The organism is Kitasatospora sp. NPDC059646 (assembly GCF_042734615.1).
Classification (GTDB): Bacteria; Actinomycetota; Actinomycetes; order Streptomycetales; family Streptomycetaceae; genus Kitasatospora.
This window is the reverse complement of the sequence record NZ_JBHWDS010000009.1, coordinates 42619-69312: the sequence shown is the minus strand read 5'-3', so window position 1 is coordinate 69312 and position 26694 is coordinate 42619. Positions and strand designations below refer to the sequence as shown.

General features: G+C 75.1%; 14 protein-coding genes and 2 pseudogenes. 13 read left to right on the top strand and 3 right to left on the bottom strand.

The genetic code is table 11. The annotated features are described in order from the left end of the window. Positions 1 to 146 precede the first annotated feature (146 nt). The 5 genes from ACFV1L_RS08470 (at position 147) to ACFV1L_RS08450 (ending at position 9508) form a co-directional block, all read left to right on the top strand. A complete protein-coding gene (locus ACFV1L_RS08470) occupies positions 147 to 5561 on the top strand; it encodes an SDR family NAD(P)-dependent oxidoreductase (protein ID WP_380364103.1) in 5415 nt (1804 codons plus the stop codon). A gap of 111 nt (positions 5562 to 5672) precedes the next feature. Beyond that, positions 5673 to 7259, top strand: coding sequence for an MFS transporter (locus ACFV1L_RS08465; protein ID WP_380364101.1), 1587 nt, complete (start codon positions 5673 to 5675; stop codon positions 7257 to 7259). A gap of 151 nt (positions 7260 to 7410) precedes the next feature. Then, the gene (locus ACFV1L_RS08460) at positions 7411 to 8022 is read left to right on the top strand and encodes an NADPH-dependent FMN reductase (protein ID WP_380364099.1); all 612 of its coding nucleotides are present in this window, start codon (positions 7411 to 7413) and stop codon (positions 8020 to 8022) included. 56 nt (positions 8023 to 8078) lie between these two features. Continuing rightward, a complete protein-coding gene (locus ACFV1L_RS08455; RefSeq protein ID WP_380364098.1) occupies positions 8079 to 8918 on the top strand; it encodes a thioesterase II family protein in 840 nt (279 codons plus the stop codon). 35 nt (positions 8919 to 8953) lie between these two features. Continuing rightward, the gene (locus tag ACFV1L_RS08450; RefSeq protein WP_380364096.1) at positions 8954 to 9508 is read left to right on the top strand and encodes an NADPH-dependent FMN reductase; all 555 of its coding nucleotides are present in this window, start codon (positions 8954 to 8956) and stop codon (positions 9506 to 9508) included. A 185-nt stretch (positions 9509 to 9693) separates the two neighbouring features. Here ACFV1L_RS08450 and ACFV1L_RS08445 read toward each other — a convergent pair whose 3' ends face one another. Beyond that, complete coding sequence (locus ACFV1L_RS08445; RefSeq protein WP_380364095.1) at positions 9694 to 10557, bottom strand: hypothetical protein; 864 nt, start codon at positions 10555 to 10557, stop codon at positions 9694 to 9696. A gap of 163 nt (positions 10558 to 10720) precedes the next feature. Here ACFV1L_RS08445 and ACFV1L_RS08440 point away from each other — a divergent pair, with 163 nt between their 5' ends. The 7 genes from ACFV1L_RS08440 (at position 10721) to paaK (ending at position 21958) form a co-directional block, all read left to right on the top strand. Next, a complete protein-coding gene (locus ACFV1L_RS08440) occupies positions 10721 to 11698 on the top strand; it encodes an alpha/beta hydrolase (RefSeq protein ID WP_380364093.1) in 978 nt (325 codons plus the stop codon). Continuing rightward, positions 11695 to 13821, top strand: a complete 2127-nt coding sequence (locus ACFV1L_RS08435) for a hypothetical protein (RefSeq protein WP_380364091.1) — start codon at positions 11695 to 11697, stop codon at positions 13819 to 13821. The genes ACFV1L_RS08440 and ACFV1L_RS08435 overlap by 4 nt, the downstream gene beginning before the upstream one ends. Continuing rightward, on the top strand, positions 13821 to 14756 hold the full coding sequence (locus ACFV1L_RS08430) for an AAA family ATPase (RefSeq protein ID WP_380364089.1): 936 nt from the start codon (positions 13821 to 13823) through the stop codon (positions 14754 to 14756). The genes ACFV1L_RS08435 and ACFV1L_RS08430 overlap by 1 nt, the downstream gene beginning before the upstream one ends. After that, complete coding sequence (locus tag ACFV1L_RS08425; RefSeq protein ID WP_380364088.1) at positions 14749 to 18672, top strand: SAV_2336 N-terminal domain-related protein; 3924 nt, start codon at positions 14749 to 14751, stop codon at positions 18670 to 18672. Before ACFV1L_RS08430 ends, ACFV1L_RS08425 begins: the two co-directional genes overlap by 8 nt. A 173-nt stretch (positions 18673 to 18845) precedes the next feature. Beyond that, entirely contained in the window at positions 18846 to 19268 is a 423-nt protein-coding gene (locus tag ACFV1L_RS08420; protein WP_380364086.1) for a hypothetical protein, read from the top strand. A 909-nt stretch (positions 19269 to 20177) separates the two neighbouring features. Then, complete coding sequence (paaI, locus tag ACFV1L_RS08415; protein ID WP_380364084.1) at positions 20178 to 20609, top strand: hydroxyphenylacetyl-CoA thioesterase PaaI; 432 nt, start codon at positions 20178 to 20180, stop codon at positions 20607 to 20609. Beyond that, positions 20606 to 21958 carry a phenylacetate--CoA ligase PaaK gene (paaK, locus tag ACFV1L_RS08410; protein ID WP_380364082.1) on the top strand — a complete coding sequence of 451 codons (1353 nt, stop codon included), beginning with the start codon at positions 20606 to 20608 and terminating at the stop codon, positions 21956 to 21958. The genes paaI and paaK overlap by 4 nt, the downstream gene beginning before the upstream one ends. A 433-nt stretch (positions 21959 to 22391) precedes the next feature. Here paaK and ACFV1L_RS08405 read toward each other — a convergent pair. Both ACFV1L_RS08405 and ACFV1L_RS08400 read right to left on the bottom strand, forming a co-directional pair. After that, positions 22392 to 23120, bottom strand: a pseudogene (locus ACFV1L_RS08405) (putative Ig domain-containing protein); the annotation flags it as partial. A gap of 201 nt (positions 23121 to 23321) precedes the next feature. After that, a pseudogene (locus ACFV1L_RS08400) lies at positions 23322 to 23759 on the bottom strand (serine protease); the annotation flags it as partial. Positions 23760 to 24294: 535 nt separating this feature from the next. On the opposite strand from ACFV1L_RS08400, the gene ACFV1L_RS08395 reads away from it, so the two are divergent. After that, positions 24295 to 26628 (top strand): Orn/Lys/Arg decarboxylase N-terminal domain-containing protein, encoded by a 2334-nt coding sequence (locus tag ACFV1L_RS08395; RefSeq protein ID WP_380364080.1) that lies wholly within the window; start codon positions 24295 to 24297, stop codon positions 26626 to 26628. The last annotated feature ends 66 nt before the right edge of the window (positions 26629 to 26694 follow it).

Here is a 26694-nt window from a genome sequence, read left to right as displayed (position 1 = left end):
TCGGCGCAGTTCGGATTGGGGGAGTCGATCGAGTCGGGTCGGTTCATCGCCCAGTCCACGCTGGCCGACGTCGCCGAACTCGTCCTCGCCGCACCCGCGTTCACCGGCTGAACCCACCCCCGCACCGTCCACCTCAGGGAGCCGTCATGCCCATCGACCCCGCCCAGCGCACCGTCCTGGTCGCCGCCGAACCCGGTACGGCGGCGACCCTGACCGGTGCCTTCACCGACACCCTGGTCCACAGCTGCGCCCCGACCGGCCCCGCCGTCACCGAGGCGCTCGCCGCGGCCGGACGCCCCGCGGCCGTCCTGCTCGCCGCCGACCCGGCCACCCCGGCCGGCCGGCAGGCCGCCCTCACCGCGGCCCGGGCCCTGCCGGCCGGCGGCGCGCTCGTCCTGGTCGCCGCCGACGGTCCGGACCGGCAACTCGCCGACGCCCTCGACGCGTTGCTGGCCGTCGCCCCGGCCGGCGTCCGGGTGCACGCCGTCCACGCCGCCGACGGCCCGGGCCCGGCCGCCGCCCGCCTCGCCGCCTACCTCACCGGCCCGGACGCCGCCGCACTCGACGGCCGCACCCTGACCCTGGGCGCACCCGCGCCGCGGCCCGCCGCGCACAGCGCCGCTGCGGCGGACGCCGGACGGTCCACGGCGAGTGCGCCGGCCGGCCGCGGTACGGCGACGCCACCCGCCGGGCAGGAAGCCGGCGCCGGACACCCGGGCACGGGTGCTGACGTCACCTCGGCCCCGGAGGTCCGCGCGGCGGCTCCCGGTACGCAGACGCCGCCGGCGGCACGGGCCACGGCCGCGGCGGACGCGGCGGCGGTGCCCGACGGGCCCGTTCACGGCGAACTCCCCGACGGCGACGCCGTGGTGGTGGTCGGCATGGGCCTGGCCGTGCCCGGGGCGAGCACGCCCGAGGAGTTCTGGCGGCTGCTGACCGAGGGCGAGCCGGTGTTCGGGGAGCCCGGCGAGCGGATGGACCTGGACAGCATCTGGTCGCCCGACCCGTCCGCCGCCGACAAGACGTACGCCCGGGTGTCCGGCTTCATGACCGGCTTCACCCCGCACCCGCGCCTGCGGGCCGAGATGGACTCCGGCGCGTTCACCTCGCGCGAGCACACCGCCGTGTGGCTGCGGCACTCGCTGCTCGGCGCGACCGAGCAGGTGACGATCCGCCCCGGCGACCGCCAGCTGTTCGCGGTGGGCCTGACGCCCGACGGCAGCCAGCACCTGGAGCAGACCCTCGTCACCCAGGGGACGCGCCGCCTGCTGGAGGACGCCGGCCTGCCGGTCCCCGAGGCCCTCGCGGCGCGCTACCCGATGGCCGCCGACACCCCCGACGCGGTGCTGCCGTACCGGATCGCCCGCGCCGCCGTCCCCGACCTGCCCGCCGACGCCGAGATCGTGGTCGTCGACACCGCGTGCTCGTCCTCGCTCTACACCATCGACCTCGGGGTGCGCGCCCTGCGCTCCGGCGAGGCCGACATCGCCCTGTGCGGCGGGGCGTTCGCGCTGACCGCGCAGAACCTGGTGCTGTTCTCCAAGCTGCGCGGCCTGTCCCGGTCGGGCCGGGTCCGGTCGCTGGACCGGGGCGCCGACGGCGTGCTGTTCAGCGACGGCGCGGCCGTGCTCGCACTGAAGACGTACCGGCGGGCGGTCGCGGACGGCGACCCGGTGCTCGGGTTCGTCGCCGGGTTCGGCGGCTCCTCGGACGGACGCGGCAAGGCCATCTACGCGCCCAACCCGGCCGGCCAGCAGATCGCGCTGCGCCGCGCCTGGGAGGCCGCCGGCACCCGGCCGCAGGACGTCGACTGGGTGGTGGCCCACGCCACCGGCACGCCCACCGGCGACCGCACCGAACTGGGCGCGCTGAACGCCGCCGCGCCCGGCCGGACCTGGACCATGACCTCCAACAAGTCCCTGGTCGGCCACGCCGGTTGGGCCGCCGGCGCGGTCTCCGCCGTGCACGCGCTGCTGGCCCTCGGCCGCGGCGCCATCCCCGGCCAGCGCCAGTTCACCGCACTGCCCGACGGCGCCGCCGACGTCCACGTCCCGACCGCCGACCGGCCGTGGCCCGCCCGCGCCGACCGGGCCCGCACCGTCGGCGTCTCCGCGATGGGCTTCGGCGGCACCAACGGCCACCTGCTGCTCACCGACCGGCCGCCCACGCCGCCCGCCCGCCCGGCCCCCGACACCGGCGCCGACCCGGTCGTGGTGGTCGCCGCCGGCACCCACCTGCCCGGCGACCCCGGCCCCGAGCAGCTCGCCGACTGGCTGGCCGGCGGCCCCGCCGGATGGCCCGCCACCTTCGGCGACGCGTACCCGGCGCCCAGCCCGCTGGAGGCGCGCCTCGCACCGTCCGCGATCGCCGCGATGGACCGCAGCCAGCTGATGGCGCTGCGCTGCGCCGACCGGATCGCCGGCGACTGGGCGAAGGACCGTCAGCTGGCCGACCGCGCCGGGGTGTTCGTCGGCCACAGCGGCCCGACCAGGAACGCGCACGGCCACGCCCTGCGCTACCACCTGGACGACCTGGAGCGGCACGTCACCGGCCCGGCCGGGCTGCCCTCCGGGGCGCTCGCCGACCCGGTGCGCCGGCTCACCCCGTCCGCCAACGAGGACGCCTACCCGGGGCTGATGCCCAACGTGATCGCCGCCCGGGTCGTCCAGCGGCTCGACCTGCACGGCCCCAACATGACCATCGACGCCGGCCGCGACTCCGCGCTGTCTGCCCTGGTCACCGCCGTCCGCTACCTGCGCGACGGCGAACTCGACCTGGCCGTGGTGATGGGCGTCAGCGCCCCCGCCGACGGACTGCCCGCCCGCGACCCGCGCCCCGCCGCCGACGCCGCCGTCGGATTCGTCCTCACCCGCCGCAGCACCGCCGACCGGCACGGCCTGACCGTGCTCGGCGAACTCGCCCTCGACCGCCCCGGGCGGACCGGGCAGCCCGCCGACGCCCGCGACCACCGCGGCGCGGACGGCGCCGTCGCGCTCCTCAAGGCCCTGCACCGGGACGCACCGAGCGCCCTGCAGCCCGTCGAGGACGCCCACACCCCCGCGCTGCGCGTCACCCCGGCCGGAGCAGCCGGGCCCGCCCGCGCGGCCGCGCCGGCCGAACTGGCCGGACACCTCGCCCGGCACGCCCTCACCCTGCACCCGGTGCCCGCCCGGCCCGCCCACCCGCCGCTGCCCGCCGTCCCGGCCGGCACCCTGCTGCTCACCGACGACCCCGCCGCGCTGCGCGGGATCCCGCTCCCCGCCGACTGCCTGATCGCCGCCCCGCGCAGCGCCCCCGCCGTCGACGGGATCCCGGTCCACCGGCTGGAGCGCGCCGAGGACCTGACGGCCCTGCTGGCCGCGCACACCCCCGCGCCGGAGCACGTCCGGGTGCTGGCCGGCGTGCCGGACGGGCCGCGCGAGGCGCTGTCCGAACGGCTGCTGGACCTCCACGACCTGGCGTTCCTGGCGGCCGGCCACCGCGCCGCCGACCTGCGCTCCTTCGCCGTGCTGGTGCTCGACGGCGCCGACGGCCTGCTGCCCGCCCCGCACAGCGGCCTGTTCACCGGGCTGGTCCGCAGCCTCGCCCAGGAACTGACGGAGTGCCGGACCTACGCCGTCGTCACCGACCGCACCGACCCGGCCGCCGCGCTCGACCTGCTCGCCGCGGAGTCCGCCGCCGGGCGCTGGATCCCGGCCGCCTACCACCTGGCCGGCGAACGCCTGGAACTTCTGCCGGTGCCCGTCCCCGCCGACGACCGCGCACCCGCGCTGCCCGACGCGCCCGTGCTGCTCGCCACCGGCGGCGCCCGCGGACTCACCGCCCACCTGGTCCACGAACTCGTCGAAGGCCGCACCCCGCAGGCCGTCTGGCTGCTGGGCTCCGGCCCGGCCCCCGACCCGGACGCCGCCGCCGTCCCGGCGGGCTCCCGGATCGACGCGCTGCGCGCCCTCGCCGCCCAACACCCCGGGGAGAGCCCCGCCGAACTCGGCCGGCGCCACGACCGCGCCCTCCAGCAGGCCGAACGGGCCCGGGTGATCGCCGAGTTGGAGGCACTGTGCGGCCCCGGCCGGGTGCACTACCGGCAGTGCGACGTGCTCGACGAGGGCGCCGTCCGCAAGACCGTCGAGGAGGTGCTCGCCGTCGAGGGCCGGGTCGACGTCCTGGTGCACGGCGCAGGCCTCGGCCGCTCCGCCGGCGTCACCCGCAAGAAGCTCGCCGACTTCCGGGCCGTCCGCGACGTCAAGGTCCGCGGCCACGCCCACCTGCGCGCCGCGTTCGGCGAACGCCGGCCCGCCCTGTGGTGCGCCGTCAGCTCCGTCTCCGCGTTCATCGGCCTGCGCGGCGAACCCGACTACGGCGCCGCCAACGAGTACCTGATGCTCGCCGCCGCGCACGCCCGCACCCTCGGCGGCCACGACGAGGTCGCCTTCACCTCCGGCCTGTGGACCGAGTCCGGCATGGCCTCCGCCGACACCCCCGCCGGCGCGCTGCTCGCCCGGCAGAACGAGATCGGACAGCTGACCGACCGCCAGGGCCGGGCGTTCTTCCGCACCGAACTCGCCGGCCGCGGCAGCCACGGCCTGGCCACCAGCTGGATCGGCGACGCCGACTGGGCCACCCTGGAGCGCCGCGCCGACGGCTTCCGCGCCGCCGCCCGCGGCGCCGCCACCCCCGGCCCGCTCACCGCCGCACCCCGCGCCTTCCTCACCGGCGAACCCGTGCGCACCGGCCACCGCGCCGAGTGGACCTGCCGGATCGACCTCGACGAGCACTTCTACCTGCGCGACCACCTGGTCGACGGCCGTCCCACCGTCCCCGGCACCTTCATCCTGGAGATCGCCGCCGAGGCCGCCACCGCCCTCGCCCCCGGCCTGCACCCCGCCCGGATCACCGACGTGGTGCTGTCCCGCTTCATCCGGGCCGCCGAACACCGCTGGCCGCGCACCCTCCAGGTCACCGCCGAACGCGACGGCGCGCAGGTCCGCGTCCGGGTGCTCACCCCGGCCGACGGCCCGGTGCCCGCCCGCGAGCACACCCGCGCCACCGTCCACCTGGTCCGCGAGCTGCCCGCCGGCCCGCTCTGCCCGCCCGCCCCGGAGCGTCCGCGAACTGCCCCGAACACCTACGAAATTGACGGTACATCAGTAGAGTTGAGCGGTGTCTTCCGCTCCCTGCGCAACCCCGGCCTGCTCTCCGACGGCGGCACCGCCGACCTGCGGCTCGGGCTACCCGCGCAGAGCCTGCTCGACCGCTTCGTGATCCCCAGCACCGCGCTGGACTGCCTGCTGCGCACCAGCGTCCTCGACGGCCGCCGCCCCGGACCGGTACCGGTGATCGTCCCCACCGGCCTGGCCGACGTCCGCCTGTACACCGGTGCGAACGACCCGGCGCTGGCCGCCGCCCACCCGCAGGGCCTGACCCTCCGGCACTGGTACGCGGCCGACGGCGCCGAACACTGCGCGCTGGTCGGCCCGGACGGGCGCGCCCTGATCGCGGCCACCGGCATCAGCGGTGCGGTGCGCGGCAGTTACGACCCGTCAACCGGCAGGTGGAGCTGACCGCCCCCACCCGCCCGAGACCGACGACACCCGCCCGACCGGCCGAGCACACCGACCGGTCGGGCACACCGACGAGGGGCACCCGGCCCCCGTGACGAAAGGACCAGCAAGATGTCAGCCGAGAACCAGCCCGTTGCCGAGGCGACGGGAGGTTCGGCCCGGGCCTGGACCCTGGCACTGGCGTGCGTGGCGATGTTCATGCTGATGCTGGACGTGACCGTGGTCAACGTCGCCCTCCAGCACCTGCGGGAGACCCTGGACGCCGGCTTCTCCGACCTGCAGTGGGTCATCGACTCCTACACGCTCACCCTCGCCGCGTTCCTGCTCACCGGCGGCTCGCTGGCCGACCGGCTGGGCCGCAAGCGGGTGTTCACCACCGGCCTGGCGCTGTTCACGCTGTCCTCGCTCGGCGCGGGACTGGCGCAGGACGTGCTCACCCTCAACATCGCCCGCGGCGTCCAGGGCGTCGGCGCGGCCGTGCTGTTCTCGGTCGGCCCGGCGCTGATCGGCAACGAGTTCCGCGGCGCCGACCGCGGCAAGGCGTTCGGCCTGTTCGGCGGCATCGCCGGCCTCGCCCTCGCGCTCGGCCCGCTGGTCGGCGGCCTGCTCACCGACGCGCTCAGCTGGCGGTGGATCTTCCTGGTCAACGTCCCGATCGGCGCGATCGCGCTGCTGATCGGCCTGGCCAAGCTCAACGAGTCCCGGGAGAAGTCCCCGCACGCGATCGACTGGCTGGGCATGGTGACCTTCGGCGCCGGCCTCGCCCTGCTGGTGCTCGGCTTCCTGCGCGCCGAGTCCAGCGGCTGGACCAGCGCCCCGATCCTCGGCGCGTTCGCGGGCGGACTGCTGCTGCTGGTGGTCTTCGCGGTGATCGAACTGCGGCTCGGCGAGGCCGCCATGTTCGACATGTCGCTGCTGCGGATCCGCACCTTCAGCGGCGTCTGCCTGGCCACCCTGCTGTCCAACGCGACCAGCCTGGCCGCCGTGTTCCTGCAGATCTCCTACGTGCAGAACGTCCTGGGCTACTCGCCGTGGGAGACCGGCCTGCGCTTCATGCCGATGATGATCACCCTGTTCGTCGTCGCCGGCGTCACCGGCGGCGCGCTCGCCAACGCCAACCCCGGCGTGCTGATCGGCGCCTCGATCGGCTTCATCGCCGTCGGCATGGGCCTGATCACGCTGGTCGAGCCCGGCAGCGGCTGGACGGCGATGCTGCCCAGCATGATCGTCACCGGCATCGGCATGGGCCTGTTCAACCCGCCGCGCGCCGCCATCACCATCGGCGTGGTCCGCCCGGAGAAGGCCGGCATGGCCTCCGGCATGGGCGAGACCTTCCAGCAGGTCGGCGTCGCCGTCGGCGTGGCCGCGTTCGGCGCGCTCTTCCACCACAAGGTGGTCGCCGCGTTCGCCTCCTCCACCGCGGGCTCCGCGCTCGGCGACCACGCCGAACCCGTCGGCCGGCAGATCGCCGCCGCCGGCACCGGCGGACTCGCCGACAGCGTCCCCGCCGCCTCGCTCTCCGAGGTCACCGCCGCCGCGCGGAGCGCCTTCGTGCACGCGCTCGGCGACGTCATGGTGTGGTGCGCCGTCTTCGCGGCCGTCGGCGCGGTGATCGGCTTCGTCTTCATCCACCGGCGCGACCTGCACGAGAGCGCCCGCAGCGACGCCGCCGGCCAGTCGGCGCCCGTGGCGGCCTGACCGGGCCGCACCCCCGCCGGCCCACTCCGGGCCGGACCCCCGTGACGGCCTGATCGGGCCGTACCCCGTGGCGGCCTGACCGGGCCCCAGCCGGCGCGGCCCGATCGGACCGTACGTGTCGCGGCCCGACGGGCCGTCGGAAGGAGCGACGATGGAACAGCCGCTGCGAGTGGTCGGCATCGGCGGCTCGACCCGGTTCGGCTCCACCGCCGAACGGGCGGTGCGCGCCGTCCTCACCGAGGCCGAACGGCTCGGCGCCCGCACCACGCTGCTGGCCGGCGACGACCTGCTGCTGCCGATGTACGACCCGCGCGGCCCGGTCCGCGGCCCGCGGGCCGAACGGCTGGTCGCCGAAGTCGCCGCCGCCGACGGCCTGGTGGTGGCCAGCCCCGCCTACCACGGCGGCATCTCCGGCCTGGTGAAGAACGCCCTCGACCACGTCGAGGAACTGCGCGGCGACGCCCGCCCGTACTTCACCGGCCGGGCCGTCGGCTGCCTGGCGGTCGGCGCGGGCTGGCCGGGCGCGGTCGCCACCGTGGCCGCCCTGCGCGACGTGGTCTGCGCGCTGCGCGGCTGGCCGGTGCCGCTGGGCGTGGCGGTCAACACCGCCGAGGCCGGCTTCGGCCCCGACGGGCGCTGCACGGACGCCCGGCTCCAGTCCCAACTGGAGACGGTCGCCGCACAGGTGGTCGAGTTCGCCGCGATGCGGCGGGCCGGCGCGGGTGCGGCTGCGGGCGAGCTGATAGCGGCGGGCGGCGCATGAGCGCGGACCACGGCAGGAGACCGGGAGCCGCCCCCGGCGCGGTCCCGGGAGTCGCGGTGGCCGCGGCTCCGGGAGCCGCCGTCTGCGGTCCGGTGCTCGGGGCCGCCGGGCCGCGTCCGCTGCTGCGGGGCGCGCTGACCTGCCCCCGGCCGCGGCCGGACGCCACCCTGCGGCTGTTCCTGTTCCACCACGCCGGCGGCTCCCACCTGCTGTACCGGGGCTGGGAGCAACTCTTCCCCGCCGACTGGGAGTTGTGCCTGGTCGATGCCCCGGGCCGGGGCCGGCTCTCGGACCGGCCGGCGCTCGCCAGGGCCGACCGGCTGGCCGACTACCTGGCCGGCGAACTCGCCGACCGGCTCGACCGGCCGTACGCGTTCTTCGGCCACAGCATGGGCGCACTGGTCGCCTGGGAGGTGGCCGCCCGGCTGACCGGCTCCGCGCACCGCCCGCCGCTGTGGCTCGGCCTGTCCGCCTGCGGGGCGCCGTCCACCGGCCACGGCTCCGGCCCGCCGGCCCGGCACCGGCTGAGCGACGACGAACTGCGCAGCTGGCTGCGGGAGATGGGTGCCACCCCGCCCGCCGTGCTGGACGACGACCTGCTGTGGAAGGTGTTCGCGCCGACCTTCCGCAGCGACTTCGCCCTCGTCGACACCTGGCGGCCCGACCCGGACGCCGCGCCGCTGCCGGTGGCGCTGTCCGCGTTCGGCGGCACCGCCGACCCGCTGGTCGACCGGCGCCGGCTGGCCGGCTGGGAGCGGCACACCCGGGACTTCCGCGGCCTGCACGTCTACAGCGGCGGACACTTCTACCTGATGGACCACCGCCGGCTGATCAGCCGTCAGATCGTCGCGGCCGTTTCCGCCGTACGGCGTGCGGCGGCGGCCCCCGTCACGTGACAATGGGCCGAAGCGGAACGACAGATGGGACAGCAATGAAGTTCGTGGCGATCGTCGGAAGCCTGCGGGCGGGCTCGCTCAACCGCGCGGTGGCGCTCAGTGCCGCCGACCTGTGCGACCCCGGCGTCGAACTGACGGTCTTCGAGGGCCTGGCCGGGCTGCCGTTCTTCGAGCACGACGTGGAGGTGGTCGCCCCGCCCGCCCCCGTCCTCGCCTTCCGGGCCCAACTGGCCGAGGCCGACGCGGTCCTGATCACCTGCCCCGAGTACGCGGCGGGCATGTCCGGCGTGCTGAAGAACGGCCTGGAGTGGATCGTCGGCGGCGGCGAACTGGTCGACAAGCCGGTGGCCGTGGTCACCGCCTCGCCCGCCACCACCGGCGGCGAACGCGCCCGCGCCTGGACCACCGAGACGCTCCGGATGATGGGCGCCGACGTGCTCCCCGAGTCGATGTCCATCCCCGTCGCCGGCAGCAAGATCAAGGACGGCCGGGTGGCGGACGAGGACCTGCGCGCCCAACTGCGCGGCGTGCTCGCGGCGATGGCCCGCTCGGCCAAGGAGAAGGCCGAACTGGCCGCCGCCGAAGGCTGATCCGACCGAAGTCCGGTCGTGGCGCCGCCGGCCGGTCGGCGCGAGGGGCGATCGGCGCCAGGGTCGATCGGGACGAGGGTCGATCGGGGCGCCGGCCGGTCGGCGCGGGGGCCGGTCGGCGTGAAGGCCGGTCGGGGCGGTGTGCGAGGAGCCCCCGGGGGCGGTCGTCCCGGGGGCTCGTGCTGCTACCGCTTGCCGATCTGCGTCAGCGGCATGCCGTCCCGGGCCAGCACGGTCCGGGAGAGCGCGCCGGCCAGCTCGGTCAGCCGCCGGGTGCCCTCGGCGCCCAGGCGCCGGTAGGGGGCGGCGTCCAGGCGGTCCGTCTCGGCCTCCAGGGTGCGGCGCAACTGCTGGCCCTCGGGCGTCAGTTCGCCGTCCGGTTCGAGCAGGCCGCGCTCCCGCAGGCGGTCCTGCGCGGCGGCCCAGTCGCGCACCGACCAGCCGCGCTGCGGCTGCAGGAACGACGGCTTCCAGTGCGCCCCGGTCGCACTGTGCGTCACCAGCGCCTCCAGGCCGTCGAGTTCGGCCTGCACCAGCAGGCCCACGTGCCCGTCACCCCGGTACTCGCGCAGCAGCGTGAGGGCGTGCCACAGCCGCAGGTGGGGCTGCGCCGGCAGCGCCAGGTCCGCGTTCGCGGCGAACATCGGCCGCCCCTGCGCGGTGCACCCGTCCGCCGCCCGCAGCGCCAGGTCCGCGGCCTCCGCCAGCTCGGCCGAGGCCACCCCGTCCGCGCCCAGCAGCCGGGTCAGGCAGGCGTCCACGATCCGCCACCGGGTCTCCAGGACCCGCTCCGGCGACGCGGCGTCCCAGGCCCGCGGCAGGCAGCCGCCGACCAGCCGGGGGCTGAAGTTGTAGAACACCGCCGTCACCACGCCGGCCCCCACCCGGCCGAGCGGTGCGGCCCGCCCCGCCAGGTACGCCATCGGCCCGCGGTCCAGCCCCAACAGCCCGTACCAGTCGTCGTGTTCGGGCGCGAAGTAGTACGCGGCATGCACCGGATGGTGGGCCGTGTAGCACCGACGCACGTCACGCGCAGCAATCTGCTCCATGCCCCCAACCTAGGGCCGCCGGAGCGCCCCCGTCCCGGGGAGTCCGAAACGCCCCGGATCGGGCCCGTCGCGCCGTCAGTTGCGGGGGAGCGAGCGGGACTTGGTACCGTGGCACCCCTCGCGTGGGCGAGTGTCGGAGCCGGTCGGGTGGCGGGAGCGGGCAGTGACAGGGGAACAGGTCAAACCGCAGCTGGTGTTCGTGCACGGGATCGGCAGGCCGCGCGACCCGCAGCAGGAACTCGTCGAATGGACCCGCGCGTTGGCGGACGGCGCCCGCGCCGCCGGGTTCGCCGACCGGATCTCCGCGCTCACCGCGGGCTGGGCCGCCGACGCCTCGTTCGCCCACTACGCCGACCTGTTCTACGACGCCGACGCCCAGGGCGCCGGCGAACCGGGGGAGGGCGACGAGGAGGAGGCCGCCGTCATGCTCGGCCTGCTGGCCGAGTTCGTCGACGAACTCCTCGAACGGCCCGAGCACGGCGACAGCCGCGACCTGCGCCGGATCCGCGCCCAACTCGCCCCCGACGGGCAGGCGCAGGGCGCCGGGAACCTCGCCCGCACCCTGGCCGCCGGCCTCGCCGCACTCGCCGCCGTCCCCGGACTGAACGCAGGCGTGCGCGCGCTCAGCCGGCAGAAGATCCTCAGCATCGTCTCCCAACCCGGCCGCTACCTCGCCCGGCGGCACCCCGACGCCGCCGGACGCACCCTCGACCGGCGGATCCGCGACCGGGTGCTGGCCTGCCTCGACCCGGCCCGCCCGGCGATCGTCGTCGCCCACTCGCTCGGCACCGTCGTCGCCCTCGAAGCGCTCGCCGAACACCCGGGCCCCGTACCGCTGTTCGTCACCCTCGGCTCGCCGATCACCACCCGCGGCCTGGTCTGGCCGCTGCTGCGCCCCCACCCGCCGGCCACCCCCGCCACCGTCGACGCCTGGGCCGACTTCCGCGACGGCGACGACCTGGTGGTCCCCAAGCGCCGGCTCGCCAAGGCCGTCGCCCCCAACGCCCGCGGCGTGCAGCCGATCTCCGACCGGATGGACTCCGCCACCCTGTGGCCGCACGACGCCACCACCTACCTGCGCCGCGCCGAGGTCGCCGCGCCGGTGATGCGCGCCCTGGCGGCCCCGGCCGCCGTCAGGTGAACGCACGCCAACCGCCGCCCAGGCACCTCCTGCTGATCGCCACCCAGTCGGACGGCGCGGAGAACGAACTCGACGGCCTGGAGACGGCCGCCGCCGACCTGCACGCCGTGCTCACCGACCCGGCCGTCGGCGGCTGCACCGACAGTCCCGGCCAGGACACCGCGCGGCTGCGCTCCGGCCGGGTGCCGCGCGCCGAGGTCGACCACGCCGTGCGGTCCGCCGTCGCCGCCGCCGGGGCCGCCGGGGCCACCCTGGTGCTGGCGTTCCTCGGCCACGGCCAGGTGGCCGCCGGCAGCAGGCTCTGGTACATGGCCGCCGACAGCAAGGACGGGCAGGGCCTGGACAGCGTCGACCTCGCCCACCTGGTCGAACTGGCCGCCGACCACCCGGGCGTGGCCGGGCTGGTGGTGCTGGTCGACACCTGCCACGCGGCAGCCGGCCTCCCCGACCCCGGCCGCCTGGTCCGCGGCTTCCGGGTCGGCGCGAAGAACGTCGCCGTGCTCGCCGCCTGCGCCGCCCACGAACGCGCCTTCGGACTCACCCTGAGCCGCCGCCTGGCCGCCCTGCTCGCCGAAGGCCTGCCCGGCGAGGGCGAGTTCCTGCCGGTCGGCACCCTGGCCCCGCTGGTCCGCGACGCGATGGACCGCCAACTGGCCGCCGACTTCGCCTACAACGGCACCGACGGCGCGCTCTGGCTGGCCCGCAACCGCCGGCACTCCCGGCCCCCGGGCGGCCGGACGGGCACCCTCGGCGCCGGGATCCTCGCCGCCGCCCTGCGCCGATGGCCGGACGCCCCGCCCGGACCGGCCCCGCACACCCGCGACGGCCTCGCCGCGCTCGCCGAACAGGCCGAGGCCGCCCAGGCCTGGGGAGTGCAGGAGGCCGCCGACGGCATCCTCGCCGCCATGGACGCCGCAGCCGTCCTGGTCGAGCTGGCCGGCACCGCCCTGACCACCGACCAACTCCGCTCCCTGGCCGCCGAATTCAACCGGCAGTGGCTCGGCCTGCGGCCCGCACCGGTCACCCCGCCGGACGGGCTCGGCGACCGCGCCCTGCTCCAGCACCTGCTGGAGGACGCCGTCCTGCAGACGCCCGTCGGCGCCTCCCGGCACGGCGCCCTCGCCTGGTACCTGGTCGCCGCCGCGCACGCCTGCGGCCGCGACCCGCAGGACCCGCTGATCCGCGACTGGGCGCGCGACGCCGACGCCGACATCGCCCTCAACGACGCCGCGAAGCAGTACGCCGCGCACCGCACCCGGGACACCGAACGACGGCTCGTCATCAGCCTCGACGCCGCCCAGGTCGACTGGCCCGACTCGCTGTCGGTGTGCGTCCGCGACGGCGCGGTCTGCGTCGACCACCGGCACTTCCCCTGCCCGCCCGACCAGGCCGGCGTCGAACGCACCCTGCCCGAGGTCATCGACTGGGCCGAGAGCCGGCCCGCCGCCGGCCCGATCGGCGCCATCGACCTCGTCGCCCACCCGCCCGTCCTGCTGGACTGGCACCCCGAGGAGGCCCTCACCGGCATGCACGTCCTCGGCGTCGACCACACCGCGGCCCTCCGCTGGGCCGGCCGGCTGGTCGAGCCCCGGCACTTCCGCGGCATGAACCGCAGCGCCCGCCGCCGGCTCGAACAACTGCGGTGCGCCCCCTGGGGCCAGGGCCCGCCGGTGTCCCGGATCGATCCCGCCGCGACCGCCCTCGACACCCTGCGCGACGACCTGGCCCGCGGCCGCTACCTGCCCGCCGTGCTGCTCACCGAACGGCCCGCCCCGACCGCGCTGCGCGCCCTCGTCGAGGCGTTCCTGCCCTACGCCCCGATCGTGCTGTGGCCGCGCGCCGACACCCCGCCCGAACCCGCCGGCTGGGACTGCCTCGCCCACCTCTGGGACGGCCTGCCCGCCGGATTCGGCACCGCCTACCGCCGGGTGCTGACCGGCCGTGACCCGCTCGCGCCGATCGACCCCGTCACCGACGCCCACCTGGTCCGCCTCGCCGACCTGCGCACCGCCTGGCACGACGTCGACTGGCTCGACTTCTGCGCCGGCTACCACCAGCACCGGCCCGCCGTCACCGTGCCCGCCGCCGGCCCCGCTGTCGCCCCCGCCCCGAGGAGCACCTGATGTCCTGGAACAGCTACTACCGCGGCGACGGCGAACCCCGGGACGTGACCCTCGCGCCCCCGCCGCCCTGGCGCCGCCTCGGCGAGAACCGCCCGCACCGGGCCTTCCTGCCGCCCGAGGGCCTCACCGACGCCGTCAACGCCGCCCTCTACCTGCACCGCCCGCTGCTCGTCACCGGCACCGCCGGCACCGGCAAGTCGACCGTCATCGAACAGGTCGCCGCCGAACTGCGCCTCGGCCCCGTCCTGAAGTGGCACATCACCTCCCGCAGCACCCTCCCGGACGCGCTGTGCCGCTACGACGCGCTCGGCCACATCCACGCCCTGCGGATCGGCGAAGCCACCGACACCGACGCCCCCATCGAGTCCTTCCTCAAGCTCGGCCCGCTGGGAACGGCCCTGCTGCCCGGCGAACGCCCCCGGGCGCTGCTCATCGACGAGATCGACAAGAGCGACATCGACCTGCCCGCCGACCTGCTCGACGTCCTGGAGACCGGCGCCTACGAGATCCCGGAACTGGTCCGCAAGCCCGCCGGCCGACTGACCGTCAGCACCTGGGCCCCCGACGAGAAGGCCGAGATCGAGAACGGCCGGGTGCAGTGCACCACCTTCCCGTTCATCGTCATGACCAGCAACGGCGAACGCGACTTCCCCGCACCGTTCCTGCGGCGCTGCATCCGCTACGACATGCCCCGGCCCACCGCCGACACCCTCCGCCGCGCCGTCCACGCCCACCTCGGCCTGGACGGCACCCCCCTGCCCGCCGACGCCGCCGACCTGATCGCCGCCTTCGCCGAGCGCGTCGCCCGCGGCGACCAGCTGGCCGTCGACCAACTCCTCAACGCCGTACGCCTGGTCACCGACCCGGACGCGCCGACCGGCGAACGCCGCGCCAGGCTGCTCGACCTGATGCTGCGGGACCTCTCCGGTGCGTGACCACACCGCCGACCTGGTCGCCGCCCTCATCGCGCTGCTGCCGCCCGACGCCGACGCCGCCGCGCTGGCCGACGCGCTCTGGCTCGCCGCGTCCGCACAGCCGGCCGACGCACCGTCGGCAACAGGTGCCACGGGCGCCGCTGCGTCGACCGCGCGCCCCGCCCCGCCCGCCCCCGCACCCGCGCCGGCGCCCGCCGCACCCCCCGAGGGGCCGCCGCCCCACCCCGCCACCCCGCTGTACGAACCGCAGCCCGCCGGCCCGACCGGCCCGCGCGTGGAGGTCGCCGCCGCCCGCGCCCTCCCGCACGCGCTGGACGCCGGCCGCGCCCTGCGCCCCTTCAAACGCCGCTACCCGCACGGCCCCCGGCGCACCCTCGACCTCGACGCCACCGTCGACGCCTACACCCGCACGGGCGAACTCCTGCCGGTCCTCGGCCCCACCCCGGAACGCTGGTTCGAGGTCGTCGTCCTCACCGACACCGGCCCCACCATGGAGATCTGGCAGGACGCCCTCGACGAGTTCACCACCCTGCTCACCGGCCTCGGCGCGTTCCGCCGGATCCGCCGACTCCACCTCCACCTCGACCCGCACCCCGAGGTGACCGACACCCACGGCCGCCCCGTCCCGCCGGCCCGACTCCCGCAGCGCCGACGCGTCCTGCTGGTCCTCACCGACTGCGCCGGCCCGCACTGGCGCACCCCCGCCATCTGGCAACTCCTGCACACCTGGGGCGCCCACGGCCCCGTCGCCCTGCTCAACCCGCTCCCCGGACGCCTGCGCCACCGCACCGCCCTCGACCTCCCCGCCGTCCGCGTCCGCCACCGCCGACCCGACGCCCGCAACACCGAACTCGCGCACGCCGTACCGCCGATGCTCACCGCCGCCTTCGGCCCCGACGCGGACTGGGTGCCACTGCCCACCCCCACCCTCGCCCCGCACTCGCTGCGCCGCTGGGCCGACGCCATGATGCGAGGCGCCACGGCGGGCCACGACGCCGTGCTCGTCCCGGCCGCCGGCACCCTGGAGTCACCGTTCGCCACCCCCGAGGACGAGACCGAGGCCGAGGACCCCGCCCGCCTGGCCGCCGCGTTCCTCCACACCGCCGGCCCCGCCGCCCGCCGACTCGCCGCCCTGTGCAGCCCGTTCAGCCGCCTCAGCCTCCCGCTGCTGCGCCTGGTCCGGCAGGAGGCCGTCCCCGAGGCCGGCACCGACGACCTCGCCGAAGTCCTCACCTCCGGCCTCCTCGACACCAGCACCCCCACCGCCCTCGCCTTCCACCCCGAGGCCCGCGCCGCCCTCGCCCGTCACCTCACCCGCCACGACGCCTGGACCGTCCACACCGCCCTCACCCACCACCTCGCCACCCACCGCCCCCGCCCCGGCCACACCTTCCCGGCGATCGCCTCCGACGACCTGCCCGCCGACCTCCAACCCTTCGCCACCGCCACCGCCGACCTCCTCGCCCTCCTCGCCCCCACCCGCCGTCACCGCCCCACCCGCACCCCGGCCCCCCGCCGGCAGCCGCACTTCCCCGACCCGGCGCGCAGCGCGGCCGTCCTGATCGGGATCCTGGGGCCGGAGGAACACGACGCGATCGATGACGTGCGGACGGCGCTGTACGACCTCCTCGGCGTCCTCACGTCACCGACCGGCTGGGACCTGCCCGTCGACCGCTGCCACGTCCTTCCGGACACGAGCGATCCGGCGCAGGTGCCCCACCTGCTGGCGGCAGCCGACCAGGAGGCGGAGGACACCCTGCTCGTCCACGTGTACGGAGACGAGTTCCCGGGCGGGCTGGACACCCTGCTGAGCTCCTTCCTCGGCACGAGGCACCGGGCCCCCGGCAGGAGCACGGTGCTCCTGATGGACGGCGAGAACGTGGTGGACCTGGTGGAGCCGATCGAACAGAACTTCGCTCAACTCGCCGGATCCATCGCGGTCCTGGCGGTGGACCGCCGCGGCGCCCGCGACTTCAGCCTGGCCCGGATCCTGGCGATCGAGGCCGAGACCGGAATGCCGGGGGGACCGGACACCATCGACCTGGAGACCGTGACGCGACTGTCGCTCAGGCGATCGGACGACTGGAGCGGGAGCAGCCTGCACTTCCACCCGGCCGGACCCGGGCCGGCCATCCTGCGCAACCGTCAGGCCCTGTCGCACGCCGGCCCCGATGTGCGGAGCGACTACGGCAGCATCCGGGCGGACCTCGAAGCCCACGGCGTCCGACTCCCGGACGACGTGGCCCCGCTCCTGCTGGCACTCGTCGCGTTCTCCCACGACTTCGCCCGGCAGGAGGCGCACGCGGAGACCTGGGAGACCAGCACCGCGCAGGCCCTTCAGGACTTCCTGTGGCCGGCCCTGGCCCTCGACACGGACGAGTCCCCGGCCGGCGAGCGCCTGTACTGCCGCCGGTCGGAAGCCGTGCTGGGACTGCCCGTCGAGCTCCAGCCGGCACGCGCCGACGGAGCCCTGCTGGTCCCGCCCGCGGTACCGATGAGCGAGCCGTTCCGGGTCCTGCTGCACGTCGGCCCCTTCGACCGCCGGGCCGGGCACCAGGTGTTCAGCGAGGAGGGCGTCTGCACCGTGGTCCTGCGCGTCCGGGCCCCCGGCCCGGCCCGCACCCGGCCCGACCTGGAGGCCGAGATCATCGCCCTCCCCGACCACGAGGGGCAGCAACCCCCGGACGAGGTGTTCCTCCAACTCGCGGACTTCCGGGCCATGTTGAGAACGGCGGCCGGCCCGTTCGCGACCAGGGCCCTGCACGTCCAGTTCCTGATCGCCCTCGCCGAGGACCTGCACCGGGCCAGCAGCACGCTGGCACGCCGGCCGCTCTGCCTCGCCATCGGCCGGGCGCGGAGCGAGGGCACCGCCAGGGTGCGGCAGCTGTGGGCGACCGCCGACCATGCCTGGCAGGCCGTGCGCGGGCTCGGCGGAGCGCTGGCCGTCCTGCTGACCGATGAGCTCCACCAGGACATGCAACGGAGCGGCGGCACGGTGACCCAGGAGTTCGTACCGGTCCGGCTGACCGGCGAATCCGGCGCGGAACAGGCCTGGTTCGGCGTCGCCGGGCTCACGGCAGCCGAGCTGATCGCACTGCAGCGCCCGACCGCGAGCCTCGCCGTCCCGCCGAACGCCGGCTACTCCGAGAGCCGGCTCGTCCGCCAGTTGCGGGAGGTGGGCGTCAGGAACGGCGGCGTGCTGTTCGTGCAGGCGGACGACCGGGTCCTCGCCTCGGTGCGTCCCGACCAGCTGATCTCCGCCCTCCGGCAGGCGGTGGGACCGGAAGGCACCGTGGTGATGTCGGCCGCGACCCCCGAGAACTCGTCGAACTCCGGGTACACCCGGGCCGTGCTCGACGGCCTGACACCTGCCGCCCGGAGCACCTACCTGGCCCACATGCCGCCGTTCGACCACGTCAGGACGCCGGTCTCGGCGTCGGCCGGATCGCTCCCGGACTTCCTGCGGGTCCACCCGGGCAGCGTGCGCAGCGGCCACCCCCAGCACTCGTTCGTCGCCGCGGGCAAGTGGGCGGACTACCTGATGGCCGGTCACCGGCTCGACTCTCCCCACGGCGAACACTCGCCGCTCGGGAAGCTGTACCAGAGCCGCGCCCAGGTGCTGCTGCTGGGCGTTCCGCTGAACCGGTGCGTGGCGTGGAACCTGGCGGCGGAGCGGACTCCGAACCCGCAGACGGTGATCGACTCGTGCGTCGTCCAGACCCGCGACGGCGGCAGGGAATGGGTCGGGTTCGCCGCGGTCGCCGCTCCCGACCTGGACGCACCGGAGCTCCTCGACCTGCTGGAGGCCCGACTGCCCCTCCGCCGGGGCCTCGTGGCGGACCAGCCCGCCGTCCTGGCCCCGGTGGAGGCCGGCGTCGACCTGGTCGCCGCCTGGCTGACGGACACCGCGGGCTGACGGCACGCCGCGGCGCGGTGCCCGCGGCGTCACCACCCCGGGCCGCCACCAAGGTGACGTCCCGGTGCTGTGACCCGATGCGGATTTGAGATGAACGTGCCACTTCATGTTCATGATCACCGGCAACCGTACACTGCGGAAACGACCGTTCACTTTTCGTGGAAAGAGGGACGATGCGCAGGGTTTTCACGGCACTTGCGACCGGGGCGATCACGGCGGCACTGGGGCTGGCCACCGTACCCGCCCACGCTGCCACGACCGACGTGAACATGGCGTTCGGCATGTCCTACGGCAACAGCACCACCTCGGGAACGATCCACTTCACCGACGGCTACACCGCCACCGTCTCGGGTGCGGTCCACGCCGCCAGCGGACAGCGGAGGATCTGCAGCGAAGCGACGAACGGCGACTACTACCTGAGCGGCCCCTGTAGCGCGTGGGCGTCCGCAGGGGGCGCGAACCAGCCGTTCACCTTCGACCTGCGCATCGCTCTCCCGGGCGGCGTCCAGCGCGTCTACCTCACCATGTACGACGAGGGTGGCAGCGGAGTGGCCCGTGAGTACTGCACCCGCAACGGGTGCACGAGGGTGTACTGACCGAGCGGCAGCGGGACGCCGGCCGGAGCCCGGACCGGATCGGCCCCTGACGGCAGCGCCGCCCCCGGCCCCCGGGGCCCGGTCGGGCGAGGGCGAAGTGGCGCAGCCACAGCTGGGGGCGGAGACGGCGGCGGTGACGGGCGGGCCGTAGCGGGTGGGTGAAGGTCCAGAAGCTGACGGGTCGTCGGTCGCGTTCGGCGATGCCGAGGACGACGACGTCGGCGGAGGCGCCGATGGCGGTGGCGTTGCCGCCGAGGCCGCCGCCCAGGGCCGGGGCCCACCGCAGCCGGGAACCACCCCTGCGCGGACAGCGCCTTCGCCGCGGGCGTGGCGCGCGCCCGCGCCGCGGCCGACGAGTGCCGGACGGCGCCGGGCGGCGTGCCGGCCCGCATCATCACCCGCAACACCGCGCGCGGCCCGGACATCGTCCGCGCCGCGCGCGGCGGGCGGAAGACCTCCTGCCTCGGCCACTCGTACGGCACCTGCCCCGGCGCCGTCCACGCGGAACTGTCTCCCCGGGTGCACCGACCGCATGGTGCTCGACGGCACGGTCGACCCGGCCGAGATCCGCACGGCGTCCCGGGGCCTCCCCGACCGCCCCGCGCCCGCCGTCCGACCCGGGGGCCTTCACCCGCGACGTACCCGCGGACAGCGCCGCCGTCGTCGCGCGGGCCCTCTCTTCTGCGGCGCCGCCCGCTGGCCGGGCGACCCCGGGCAGTACCGCCCCGACACGATCCACAGCGGAGCCCGCCGCCCCCTCTCCGATGACGCCGGCGCGAAGAAGTCGGGTCGATCCTGGGCGCCCGGCGACCTGCGGCACCTCTTGACAGGCACTTCCGATGCTGGATTACTTGGCCGAAATCGGGAGGATAACCGAATGTTCGGTCGGGCGAGAGTGGTGGCAAGCGCATGAATCGACCATCCGACGGTACGGTCGCGGCAGGACCCGCCCAGCAGATGTTCGCTGCGGACACGGCGTCCCTGAGCCTGGGAATCCAGCTCCTCTCCGCCGGCGACGGGACGGCCTCGGCGACCATGACGGTGACCCCGCAGATGGTCAACGGCCACGGCATCGCGCACGGCGGCTACCTGTTCCTGCTGGCCGACACCACCTTTGCCTGTGCCTGCAACAGCTACGGTCCGGTCACCGTCGCGGCGGGCGCCGACGTCACCTTCGTCGCCCCGGCACGCGTGGGCGACCTGCTCGTGGCGACGGCACGCGAGCGCACCAGATTCGGCCGCAGCGGCATCTACGACGTCACCGTCCTGCGCGGCGACGAGGTGATCGCGGAGTTCCGCGGGCGCAGCCGCAGCCTCAAGGACGTGAAGGAGACACGATGAGCACGACCACCGGCACGACGCGTTCCGCCGCCGGGCCCCGGCGGCTGGGCGACGCACTCCCGGCCGGTCTGCGGGACGAGGGCGAGCGCCTGGACCCCGAGGAGCTGAAGGCACTCCAGCTCACCCGGCTCCGGAGCACCCTGGAACACGCCTACCGGAACGTCGAGTTCTACCGCCGCAAGTTCGACGAGGCCGGCGTCCGGCCCGAGGACTGCCGCACCCTCGCCGACCTCGTCCGCTTCCCGTTCACCACCAAGGCCGACCTGCGCGACAACTACCCCTTCGGCATGTTCGCCGTCCCGCGGGAGGAGGTCCGCCGGATCCACGCCTCCAGCGGCACCACCGGCCGCCCCACCGTGGTCGGCTACACCGCGAACGACCTGTCGATGTGGGCGGACATGGTGGCCCGGTGCATCCGCGGGGCCGGCGGCCGCCCCGGCGACCTCCTGCACAACTCCTACGGCTACGGGCTGTTCACCGGTGGCCTCGGCGCCCATGACGGCGCCGAACGCGCGGGTTGCACCGTCATACCGGCCTCCGGCGGCATGACCGCCCGTCAGGTCCAGATCATCCAGGACTTCCGGCCCAGGATCATCATGATCACCCCCTCCTACATGCTCACGCTCCTCGACGAGTTCGAGCGCCAGGGCATCGACCCGCGCACCACCTCCCTGGAGATCGGCATCTTCGGCGCCGAGCCGTGGACCGAGGAGATGCGCCGCGAGATCGAGGAGCGCCTGGACATCCACGCCGTCGACATCTACGGCCTGTCCGAGGTGATCGGCCCGGGGGTGGCCGGCGAGTGCGTCGAGACCAAGGACGGCCTCCACATCTGGGAGGACCACTTCCACCCCGAGATCGTCGACCCCCTCTCCGACGAGGCGTTGCCCGACGGCGACAGCGGCGAACTGGTCCTCACCTCCCTCACGAAGGAGGCCCTGCCGATCATCCGCTACCGCACCCGCGACCTCACCCGCCTGCTCCCCGGCACCGCGCGGCCCGCCTTCCGCCGCATGGAGAAGGTCGCCGGCCGCTGCGACGACATGATCATCCTGCGCGGCGTCAACGTCTTCCCCACCCAGATCGAGGAGATCGTCCTGCGCATCCCCGCCCTCGCCCCGCACTTCCAGCTGGAACTGACCCGGCGGGGACGCATGGACCAGATGACCGTGCGCGTCGAAGCACGGCCGGACGCGACCGCCGGCGAGCGCGAGGCCGCCGCCGCAGCCCTCGCCGCGGGCGTCAAGGACGGCGTCGGCGTGACCGTCGGCGTCGATGTCGTCGACCAGGACACCCTGGAGCGCTCGGTCGGCAAGCTGCGCCGGGTCGTCGACTCGCGGAAGTCGTGATCACCCGTCCGGGGCCCTGACGGGTGATCACGACTTCCGGCCAACGGCGTCCCGGCCGCGACCGCGACACCCTCCTGGAGGCCGCGGTCGCGGCATTCGACGAACACGCTGGACGCGCTGTTCGCCGGCCGGGGCGAACCGGCGGCCCGGGCCGCCGTTGCCACCGCGCAGACCGGAGCGCACCGTGCGCCGCAGTGTCGCCGTCCTCGCCGCCGAGTCGCCCCGGGTGACGCTGCTGCTGCGCGTGCGCGGCAACGGCGAGCTCCAGGAGCGGGCCCCGGCCCGTCGGCGGGAGTCCGATCGTCCGGGCCGTCAGTTCCCCGGTGGGGGCGCTGCACTCCCTCCGGGGCCCGCCCGGGCGGCCGTCGCCGACCCGATCCGGGCCCGGCGGAGCCACCGGAGGGGTCCTGGTGGTTCCGCCGGGCCGCAGGGGTCAGCTGGTCTGGATCGCGGTGTCGTCGACCACGAAGGACGTCTGGAGCGAGGCGTCCTCGACGGCGTTGAACTTCACCGTCACCGACTGGCCGGCGTAGGCCGACAGGTCGATGGTCTTCTGGACGTAGCCGGTGTTCTTGTCGAGGTTCGAGTACGTGGCGACCGAGGTGCCGTTCGCCGTGACGGTGAGCTTGTCGTAGGCGCTCGACGTGGTGGTCTCGGCGGTGTCGATGTGCAGCCAGAAGCTCAGCGACGCCTTGCAGCCGGCCGGGACGGTCACGGTCTGCGAGATGCTGTCGGTGTGCGCGGAGCCGTAGCCGTCCATCCACGCCTTCCACGAACCGGAGTGCGCGGCCTGCGAGGTGGAGTTGTCGACCACGCCGGAGGTGGTGGTCCACGGGGCGGCGGTGCCGGTCTCGAAGCCGGGGTTGCCGAGCAGCTGCGCCGGGGTGCAGCTGCCCTGGCTCGTGCTGACCGTCCAGGAGAACGTGGCGGAGGCGGTCTTGCCGGCCGCGTCCTTGACGGTGACGGTCACCGAGGAGCCGCCCGCAGTGGTGGGGGTGCCGCTGATCAGGCCGGTGGAGGCGTTGATCGACAGGCCGGCGGGCAGGCCGGTGGCCGAGTAGCTCAGCGGGGCGGTGCCGCCGGACGCCTGGATCTGCAGGCTGACCGAACCGTTGACCACGGTGGACTGGTTGCCCGGGTTGGTCACCGACACGGCCGCGCCGGCCGGCTTGGTCAGCAGGCAGCCGCTGACGCTCAGGTCGATCACCCGGCCGGCGCCCAGGCAGGTGGTGAACCAGTAGGTCTCCTCACCGTAGCTCTGGCCCTTGGTGACGGTCGTGGTGCCGTCCGCGGCCACCTCGCACGGGTTGTTCAGGGTGCACATCGCGCCGTCGTCGTTGCCGGTGTTGTTGATGCCGACGACCTTCCTGCTGGCGGCGTCGACGATGGGCGAACCGGACGTGCCGTGCGTGGTGTTGCAGCCCGTGCTGTAGCGCAGCGAGTCGTGCCAGGTCCACTGGTCCTCGCGCAGCGTTCCGACGAACCCGTTGATGGAGCAGTTCCACACCTGCTTCCAGTACGAGGACGGTATGTACATCGCGGACCCGTCGACCGGGTGGGTGTCGCTGATCGTCAGCGCCGTCGCCCCGTACTTGGAGGTGATCGAGGCGAAGGTGTCGGTGAGCTGGTACAGCGCGACATCGGTGCCGGTCATCGTCGCGTACAGCACCTTGTCCGCCTGGACGGTGCCGAGCGAGGTGCCGGCGGAGTTGAGCAGCGTGCCGCTGCGGCTGGCGCTCGCGTTCTGGATCACCTGGCCGGCCGAGGGCATGGTCGGCAGGCAGTGGCCGTTGGTCAGCATCATCGCCCGGTCGGTGTCCACCGAGCTCGGGTAACGGACCAGCGAGGCAGAGCAGTTGCTCAGCGCGATGGTGGAGGTCAGATCGCCCGCCTGGACGGCCTGCGCGGGAGCGGCACCGAGTGTCAGGGCACCCGCGGCGACCGCGACCGCGCCGAGCGCGGCGGCGAATCTCTTGAACATGGCTCTCCTTGTGGGGGATTGCGGGCGGGCGACCGGTTGGTGCACGTCCGCGCCGGACGAAAATGCCATGGCCACTTCAATATGGTCAACCATGCCGACGGAACTCACGATCGAATTCCCCCGCCGACCCGCGCGCCGGGTCGAACGCCTGACGTACCGTCAAAGCCCTTCCACCGCAGTGCGGAACCGGCTGCCCGCGCAGTGGCGCCGCGCCGCGCAGGCGCGGGCCGGGCCGCTGGAGCGCCGCCCGGACCGATCCCCATCGGGTGAATCCCGGCCGCCGCCGGTGCTGTCGGGGCCCCGGGGCCGGTTACCAGCGCGGAACGAGGTGCGGGATCGGGAACGGGGATCGTCGATGGGAACGGGCACGGTACTTCTGGCAGTGCGGGCGCCGGGCGAAGGCGCCGGCGGCGTGCTGGAGCAGCTCCGGCGGATCGGCGCGGAACTGGAGGACACGGGCCTGCTGGTCCGGTGGGCGGGCGACGCGCGCGACGCCCGGGCGGTGCTGCGGACGGAGGCGGGGCTGGCCGCCGCGGTGGTCTCCTGGGACCTCGCCACCCGGGCCGGGACCCCGGGCGGGGGCGGCGGCGCCGAGGTCCTCGCGGCGATCTCGCGCCGCTTCAAGGACCTGCCCGTGTTCCTCCTCATGTCGCAGGACGCGGAGGAGGACTTCGAGGAACTGCCGCTGTGGGTGTCGGAGGTGGTGAACGGTTACATCTGGCCGCTGGAGGACACGCCCGTCTTCATCGCCGGGCGGGTGGCCGCCGAGGCCCGCTCCTACCTGGAGGGTGTGCTGCCGCCGTTCTTCAAGGCGCTGCGCCGCTTCGAGGACGCGCACGGCTACTCCTGGCACACCCCGGCGCACGCGGGCGGGGTGGCGTTCCTGAAGTCCGCTGCGGGGCGGGCGTTCTTCGACTACTACGGCGAACGGCTGTTCCGCACCGACCTGTCGATCTCGGTCGGCGCCCTGGGATCGCTGTTCGAGCACAACGGGCCGATCGGCGAGGCCGAGCGCAACGCCGCCCGGGTGTTCGGCGCGGAGCGCACCTACTTCGTGCTGCACGGCGACTCCACCGCGGACCGCATGGTCGGCCACTACAGCGTGACCCGGGACGAGATCGCCCTGGTGGACCGCAACTGCCACAAGTCCGTGCTGCACGGACTGGTGATCTCCGGCGCCCGCCCCGTCTACCTGGTGCCGACCCGCAACGGCTACGGCCTGGCCGGCCCGCTGCCGCCCGCGCACACCGACGCGCGGGCGGTGCGCGCGCAGATCGCCGGACACCCCCTCGCCGCCGACGCCCTCGCCCCCGAGGCGCAGTACGCGGTGCTCACCAACTCCACCTACGACGGCCTGTGCTACGACACGCTCCAGGTCGCGCGGGCCCTGGCGCCCAGCACCCCGCGGCTGCACTTCGACGAGGCGTGGTTCGCCTACGCCCGGTTCCACCCCCTCTACGCGGGCCGGTACGGGATGGCGGTGGGGCCGGAGACGTTCGACGACCCGCTGCGGCCGACGGTCTTCGCCACCCAGTCCACGCACAAACTGCTCGCCGCGCTCTCCCAGAGCGCGATGGTGCACGTCAAGCCCTCACCGCGGGCCCCGGTGGAGCACGACCGCTTCAACGAAGCGTTCATGATGCACGGAACCACCTCGCCGCTGTACCCGGCGATCGCCTCGCTGGACGTCGCCACCGCCATGATGGACGGCCCCCAGGGGCAGTGGCTCGTCGACGAGGCCGTCACCGAGGCCGTCCGCTTCCGCCGGACCATGGTGCGCACGGCCCGCCGCATCGCCGCCGCCGGCGACCGGCCCGGGTGGTTCTTCGGCGTGTGGCAGCCGGACACCGTCACCGACCCCGCCACCGGCGAACGCGTCGACTTCGCCGACGCGCCCCCCGCCCTGCTCGCCGCCGATCCGCGCTGCTGGCACCTGGAACCCGGCGCCGACTGGCACGGCTTCGAGGGGCTGACCGACGGCTACTGCATGCTGGACCCGGTGAAGGTGACCCTCACCTGTCCCGGCGTCAGCGCCACCGGACGCACCGACGCCCGGGGCATCCCGGCCCGCGTTCTGACCGCCTACCTCGCCACCCGCGGCATCGTCGTGGAGAAGACCGACAGCTACAGCACGCTCATCCTCTTCTCCATGGGCATCACCAAGGGCAAGTGGGGCACCCTCATGGACGCCCTGATGGACTTCAAGGCCCACTACGACGGCGACACCCCGCTCGAACACGTCCTGCCCGCCCTGGTGGACGAACACCGCCACCGCTACGCCGGCCTGACCCTGCGTCGGCTGTGCCAGGACATGCACGAGCACCTCACCGAAGCCGCACTCGTCGACGCACTCGACGCGGCCTTCCGCGACCTTCCCGAACCCGTCGCACCCCCACAGCACTGCTACCAGCAGCTGATCCGCGGACGCACCGAACGCCTGCCCCTGGCGCGGGCGGCCGGCCGCACCGCCGCGGCCATGGTCACCGTCACCCCGCCCGGCATCCCCGTCCTGATGCCCGGCGAAGCCGTCGGCGCCCCCGACGGCCCGCTGCTGCGCTACCTCGGCGCCCTCGAAGCCTTCGACCGGGCCTTCCCGGGCTTCCGCAGCGAGACCCACGGCGTCACCCGCGACGCCACCACCGGCGCCTACCTCATCGAGTGCGTGAAGGCCGACGGAGGCCGCCCGTGAGAGCCGGGCGCGTCACCGCCGGGGCACCCGACGCCGACGGGGCAACCGGGGCGGGGACCCGGGACG

Bases quoted from the DNA above. Each gene is read 5' to 3' on its own strand.
- ACFV1L_RS08470 (WP_380364103.1), top strand. From the start codon at position 147: ATGCCCATCGACCCCGCCCAGCGCACCGTCCTGGTCGCCGCCGAACCC.
- ACFV1L_RS08465 (WP_380364101.1), top strand. From the start codon at position 5,673: ATGTCAGCCGAGAACCAGCCCGTTGCCGAGGCGACGGGAGGTTCGGCC.
- ACFV1L_RS08460 (WP_380364099.1), top strand. From the start codon at position 7,411: ATGGAACAGCCGCTGCGAGTGGTCGGCATCGGCGGCTCGACCCGGTTC.
- ACFV1L_RS08450 (WP_380364096.1), top strand. From the start codon at position 8,954: ATGAAGTTCGTGGCGATCGTCGGAAGCCTGCGGGCGGGCTCGCTCAAC.
- ACFV1L_RS08445 (WP_380364095.1), bottom strand. From the start codon at position 10,557: ATGGAGCAGATTGCTGCGCGTGACGTGCGTCGGTGCTACACGGCCCAC.
- ACFV1L_RS08430 (WP_380364089.1), top strand. From the start codon at position 13,821: ATGTCCTGGAACAGCTACTACCGCGGCGACGGCGAACCCCGGGACGTG.
- ACFV1L_RS08420 (WP_380364086.1), top strand. From the start codon at position 18,846: ATGCGCAGGGTTTTCACGGCACTTGCGACCGGGGCGATCACGGCGGCA.
- paaI (WP_380364084.1), top strand. From the start codon at position 20,178: ATGAATCGACCATCCGACGGTACGGTCGCGGCAGGACCCGCCCAGCAG.
- paaK (WP_380364082.1), top strand. From the start codon at position 20,606: ATGAGCACGACCACCGGCACGACGCGTTCCGCCGCCGGGCCCCGGCGG.
- ACFV1L_RS08395 (WP_380364080.1), top strand. From the start codon at position 24,295: ATGGGAACGGGCACGGTACTTCTGGCAGTGCGGGCGCCGGGCGAAGGC.